Source organism: Candidatus Palibaumannia cicadellinicola, assembly GCF_002855795.1.
GTDB classification, from domain to species: domain Bacteria; phylum Pseudomonadota; class Gammaproteobacteria; order Enterobacterales; family Enterobacteriaceae; genus Baumannia; species Baumannia cicadellinicola_C.
In genome coordinates, this window is record NZ_NJPO01000082.1 from 1 (window position 1) to 5,986 (window position 5,986).

Below are 5,986 nucleotides of genomic sequence, written 5' to 3' on the forward strand. Positions count from 1 at the left end.
GAATGATTCCCTTTATGTTACATGATATCGCGCCTGTCCTTCATGCTAAAACAGTTGGTTTAAATATTACTATTAAAGAAGTAACTACCGATTCTCGCGTAGTTGGTAAGCACTGTATGTTTATAGCACTTAAGGGCGAGCGATTTGACGCACATGATCTCGCGAAAAAAGCCGTATTATCAGGCGCTAGTGCAATATTAGTAAGTCATATATTACCCATCACAGTCCCGCAACTCATTGTAGAAGATACTCGTTTAGCTTTAGGAACCTTAGCTGCTTGGGTTCGTCAGCAGGTACCAGCACGTGTAGTAGCGCTGACTGGGTCTTCAGGCAAAACTTCTGTCAAAGAGATGACTGCTTCTATTTTACGTCAATGCGGTAAAGTTTTAGCTACGCAGGACAATTTCAACAATGATATCGGTGTCTCGTTGACTTTGTTACGTCTCACACCTAAGGATGACTTTGCAGTAATTGAATTAGGTGCTAATCATATCGGAGAAATTGCATGGACTGCAGGCTTAGTACGTCCCGAAACAGCTTTAGTAAATAATATTTCCGCTGCTCATTTGGCTGGTTTTGGTTCGCTAGCTGGTATTGCTCAGGCCAAAGGAGAAATTTTTACGAAATTATTAGATAACGGACTAGTAATTTTCAACGATGATAGCCATGATTGGTCGCACTGGCAACAAGGTTTAGGCTATAAAGCGGTATGGCGTTTCGCACTAGAAAAAGTTAATAATGTTGACTTTTTTGCCAGCGATATTATTAGTGATAGGCTATGCATGTACTTTACTCTACATAGTCCACAAGGTAATTGTCGGGTACAATTGCCGCTGTTAGGACGACATAATATAGCTAATGCTTTGGCTGCTAGTGCATTGTCGCTGTCGGTTGGTGCAACATTATCAGCTGTTGTAGCAGGATTAGCTAATATTAATGCGATACCTGGACGATTATTACCCATCAGACTAGGTATTGGTAAAATACTACTAGATGATAGTTATAATGCTAACGTAAGTTCTATGATTGCTGCCGCACAGGTTTTAGCGGAAATGCCAGGCTATCGTGTGATAGTAGTTGGAGATATGGCAGAACTAGGTGAGAAAGAAACGGAATATCACCAATATGTTGGTAAAGTAATCGCTATGACAGGTATCGATAAAGTGTTAAGCGTTGGGCAGCTTAGTAAGCTGATTAGTGATGCTAGTAAACAAGGAGAACATTTTCAAGATAAATCCATACTAACTAATCGTATCATTCAGTTATTATCTGAATATACCGTAATTACGGTTTTAGTTAAAGGGTCACGTCATGCTGCCATGGAGCATGTAGTGCGGGGCATTACAGGATAAAACAAAATGTTAGTTTTTTCTGCTCAGTATTTTGTTCAATTTGATTCTATCTTTAACCTGTTTTCTTATTTGACGTTCCGCGCTATCGTAAGTTTCTTTACTGCCTTATTTATCTCTTTATTGATAGGTAAATCTTTAATAGCTTGGTTACAACAGCTGCAAATTCGTCAAGTTATACGGAATAATGGGCCTGAGTTACATTCTAGTAAACGTGGCACCCCTACTATGGGGGGGTTAATGATATTGCTATCTATTATTATTTCGGTACTTATGTGGACTTGCTTATCTAATCCTTATGTTTGGTGTGTCCTTTTTGTCTTAATAGGTTATGGTATTATTGGTTTAATAGATGATTACAGAAAAGTAGTACATAATAATAGTAATGGCTTAATGGCACGCTGGAAATACTTTTGGCAGTCAGTAATTGCTCTTGCGGTAGCATATACTATGTTTAGTTTAAACCCAAATACTATAGCTACACAACTAGTCATACCTTTTGTCAAAGACATTATGCCACAACTAGGATTATGGTATGTATTACTAACTTACTTTGTTATTGTTGGCACTAGTAATGCGGTTAATTTGACTGATGGGCTAGACGGGTTGGCTATTATGCCTGCGGTATTTGTTGCCGCTGGACTAGCATTAGTCGCTTGGGCGACTGGTAATATTCATTTTTCTCGTTACTTGCATATTCCCTATCTTTATTTTGCTGGTGAGTTAGTCGTTGTTTGTACGGCCATTGTTGGTGCAGGTTTAGGTTTTTTATGGTTTAACACTTATCCAGCGCTAGTTTTTATGGGAGATGTTGGTGCACTGGCTTTAGGTGGGGCTCTTGGTACTATTGCTGTACTTTTGCGCCAGGAGTTATTGTTATTTATTATGGGCGGTAGTTTCGTAGTAGAAACGCTATCAGTTATTTTGCAAGTTATTTTCTTTCAATTACGCCAAAAGCGGCTATTTCTTATGGCACCTATTCATCATCATTATGAACTAAAAGGTTGGCCAGAACCACGTGTAATTGTACGTTTCTGGATTATTTCACTGATGTTGGTCTTAATGGGACTGACTACGCTAAAGATGCGGTCAATGTAAATAACTATGATAGATTATAAGCAACAAAATATTGTTATTATCGGATTAGGGATCACCGGAATATCTTGTGTTGAGTTTTTCCGCGCACGTGGTGTTACGCCACGTGTAATTGATATTAGTTTTTCTCCACCTAAATTAAATCAGTTACCCCACGATATAGAATATTCGCTAGGTCATTTAAAAGAAGAGTGGCTACTGGCTGCCACTCTTATTGTTATTAGCCCTGGTGTAGCTATATCGCATCCAACGCTAGAAGCGGTTGCTAAAACTGGAGTAGAAATAGTTGGAGATATCGAATTATTCTTACGTGAGGTTACGTCACCAGTAGTAGCGATAACAGGTTCGAACGGTAAAAGTACTGTGACTAAACTAGTAGGAGAAATGGCTACTTGCGCGGGTTGGCAAGTAGGAGTAGGTGGAAATATAGGTAAGCCTGCTTTATTACTGCTACAACAACCTTATCAACTATATGTTTTAGAATTATCTAGCTTTCAGTTAGAACTAACTAAACAATTAAAAGTAGCTGTTGCAACTATTTTAAATATTAGTGAAGATCATATGGATCGCTATCCTTTAGGCTTACAGCAATACCGTGCTGCTAAGTTAAAAATTTATCAAAAGGCTGCATTTTATGTAGTAAATGCGGAAGATTCACTGACCTTACCGGTAAACTACACCGATATAGCAACAAAATGTTTGATTAGCTTTGGCGCTACTGTAGGTTCTTATCATCTTGGGTATAAAAATGGAAAAACTTGGTTAATGAAACACGGGGAACTGTTACTAGATTGCGATGAAATGATCATTCACGGTCGCCATAATCAAATTAATGCGCTAGCTGCGCTAGCGCTGGCTGATACTATTGCTATTCCCCGTCAAGCTTGTTTAATGGCACTACGTAAATTTTCTGGGCTGGCGCATCGTTTTGAGCTAGTTTTAGAAAGTAATGGTATACGTTGGATTAATGACTCAAAAGCGACAAATGTCGCTAGCACAAAAGCGGCTATTGATGGATTAAAAGTAAAAAACACTTTACATCTGTTACTTGGAGGTGATGGTAAGTTAGCAAACTTTTCACCATTATTCTCATTAGTACAGAGTAACCATATACAACTTTACTGTTTTGGGCAAGATCGTCACAAACTAGCTACTTTACGACCAAATACCGCTATTATTACTAAAACGCTAGCGCAAGCAATGCATATTATCGGAAATAAAGTTCGATCAGGAGATGTCGTACTATTGTCGCCAGCTTGTTCTAGCTTAGATCAATTTGACAACTTTAAAGCACGCGGTAAAGCTTTTAGACAATTAGTACTTGAGGTAAGCTAACTTGCTTACATTTATTTTGAATAAAATAATAAATAAGCATAAGCGTCAATCACAAATCAACATAGTACTCTATGACAGGATGTTATTATGGGTTACTCTAGGACTGACTTGTGTCGGTTTGATAATGGTTACCTCTGCGTCAATGCCTATCGGTGCGCGCATTTTTCATGATCCATTTCACTTTTTTAAACGGGAAGTTTTTTATTTAATTTTTGCATTTGCACTATCGTTATGTACGTTACGGGTACCAATGGTATTTTGGCAGCGTTACAGCATATTACTATTAATAATTAATATAATAATGTTAATAACAGTATTAATTATAGGTAGTATAGTGCATGGAGCATCTCGTTGGATTATTTTGGGTCCGTTGCGTATCCAACCATCAGAATTATCAAAGCTAGTTTTCTTTTTTTATTTATCTAATTATCTGGTCCGTAAAGTAGATGAAGTTAGAACTAATTTCTGGGGTTTTTGTAAACCTATGGGCGTAATGATTGTACTAGCAGTGCTTTTGTTAGCACAGCCAGATTTAGGAACAGTCATTATTTTATTTGTTACTACACTAGCAATCTTATTTCTCGCTGGTGCTAAGCTTTGGCAATTTTTATCGATTATCTGCTCAGGTATGTTAGCTGTAGTACTTTTAATTATTGCTGAACCTTACCGCATGCGACGAGTAACATCTTTTTGGAATCCATGGCAAGATCCCTTTGGTAGCGGTTATCAGCTTACTCAATCCTTAATGGCTTTTGGACGAGGTGCATGCTGTGGTCAAGGGTTAGGTAATTCCGTGCAAAAACTAGAGTATTTACCTGAAGCACATACAGACTTTATTTTTGCTATTCTTGGCGAAGAATTAGGTTTTATTGGTGTCTTATTCACTTTGTGTATGGTGTTTAGTATCGCTTTCCGCGCTCTATTAATCGGTCGTCATGCATTAGAAATCCATCAACATTTTTCTGGTTTTTTAGCATGTTCTATTGGTATTTGGTTTAGTTTTCAGACCCTAGTTAATTTAGGCGCTGCTGTTGGTATGCTACCTATCAAAGGACTTACATTACCGCTTATTAGTTATGGTGGATCTAGTTTCTTAATCATGTCAACAGCAATAATGCTATTACTTAGAATAGATTTTGAGAGTCGTATGGTTAAATATCAAGCCTTTACAAGGCACAAGGCTATCTAAATAATGACAAAGCGTTTAATAATCATGGCTGGTGGTACTGGTGGACACGTTTTTCCAGGATTAGCTGTGGCTCATTACCTAATAGCACAAGGTTGGCAAGTACGCTGGCTAGGTACTGTCAATGGCATCGATGCTGATTTAGTATCGAAACATGGTATTGAAAGATATGTTCTCTGTCTTTATGGATTACGCGGCAAAAATCTGTTTATGCAAATCATAGTTATCATATATCTGTTTCGTGCTGTACTTCAGGCACAGCGCATTATGCGCGTATGGCGACCAGATGTAGTATTAGGTATGGGAGGATATATTTCTGGTCCTGGAGGGTTAGCAGCCTGGATATGTGGGATTCCGGTAGTAGTACATGAGCAAAACCGTGTAGCAGGACTGACTAATCGATGGTTAGCCAAAATTGCTGATAAGGTACTCCAAGCTTTTCCTGGCGCCTTTCCTCATGCCAATATAGTTGGAAACCCAATACGTCAAGAATTAATCACGCTACTAGAACCTTCTTTGCGCTTACGTGATCGTACGGGTCCAATTAGAATATTAGTCATGGGGGGTAGTCAGGGTGCAAGAATACTTAACCAAATATTACCAGCTGTTGCAGCTCAGCTGTCTAATATGTTTACCTTTTGGCATCAAGTAGGTAAAGGAGCACTAGCTGAGGTACAGCAAGCCTATGCTGCTATCAAAAAAATAGAGCATCAATATAAAATAGTAGAGTTTATCGATGATATAGCAACTGCTTATGCTTGGGCAGATCTAATAATATGTCGTTCTGGAGCACTAACAGTGAGTGAAATAGCTATCGTTGGTTTACCTGCGCTTTTTATTCCATTTAGGCATAAAGATCGTCAGCAGTATTGGAATGCACGGCTACTAGAGCAAGTTGGTGCTGCTAAAATCATAGAAGAAACTAACTTGACTAAAGAAAAATTAATAGAATTGATTATTAGTTTAGATCGTACAACGCTGTTGACGATGGCACAGCGCGCCAGAGCAATAGCTATTATTG

General features: G+C 38.4%; 4 protein-coding genes and 1 pseudogene. All 5 read left to right on the forward strand.

Going from position 1 to position 5,986, the window contains the following annotated elements; all coding sequences use genetic code 11:
• The first annotated feature begins 2 nt into the window (after positions 1–2).
• Positions 3–1,365, forward strand: a pseudogene (gene murF, locus CEX73_RS01675) (UDP-N-acetylmuramoyl-tripeptide--D-alanyl-D-alanine ligase).
• Positions 1,359–2,447, forward strand: coding sequence for a phospho-N-acetylmuramoyl-pentapeptide-transferase (gene mraY, locus CEX73_RS01680; RefSeq protein WP_101626872.1), 1,089 nt, complete (start codon positions 1,359–1,361; stop codon positions 2,445–2,447). Before murF ends, mraY begins: the two are co-directional and overlap by 7 nt.
• A 6-nt stretch (positions 2,448–2,453) precedes the next feature.
• A complete protein-coding gene (gene murD, locus CEX73_RS01685; RefSeq protein WP_101626873.1) occupies positions 2,454–3,779 on the forward strand; it encodes a UDP-N-acetylmuramoyl-L-alanine--D-glutamate ligase in 1,326 nt (441 codons plus the stop codon).
• A 1-nt stretch (position 3,780) separates the two neighbouring features.
• On the forward strand, positions 3,781–4,968 hold the full coding sequence (ftsW, locus tag CEX73_RS01690; RefSeq protein ID WP_101626874.1) for a cell division protein FtsW: 1,188 nt from the start codon (positions 3,781–3,783) through the stop codon (positions 4,966–4,968).
• Positions 4,969–4,971: 3 nt separating this feature from the next.
• The coding region (gene murG, locus CEX73_RS01695) for an undecaprenyldiphospho-muramoylpentapeptide beta-N-acetylglucosaminyltransferase (RefSeq protein WP_101626875.1) at positions 4,972–5,986 on the forward strand (1,015 nt) is incomplete at its 3' end.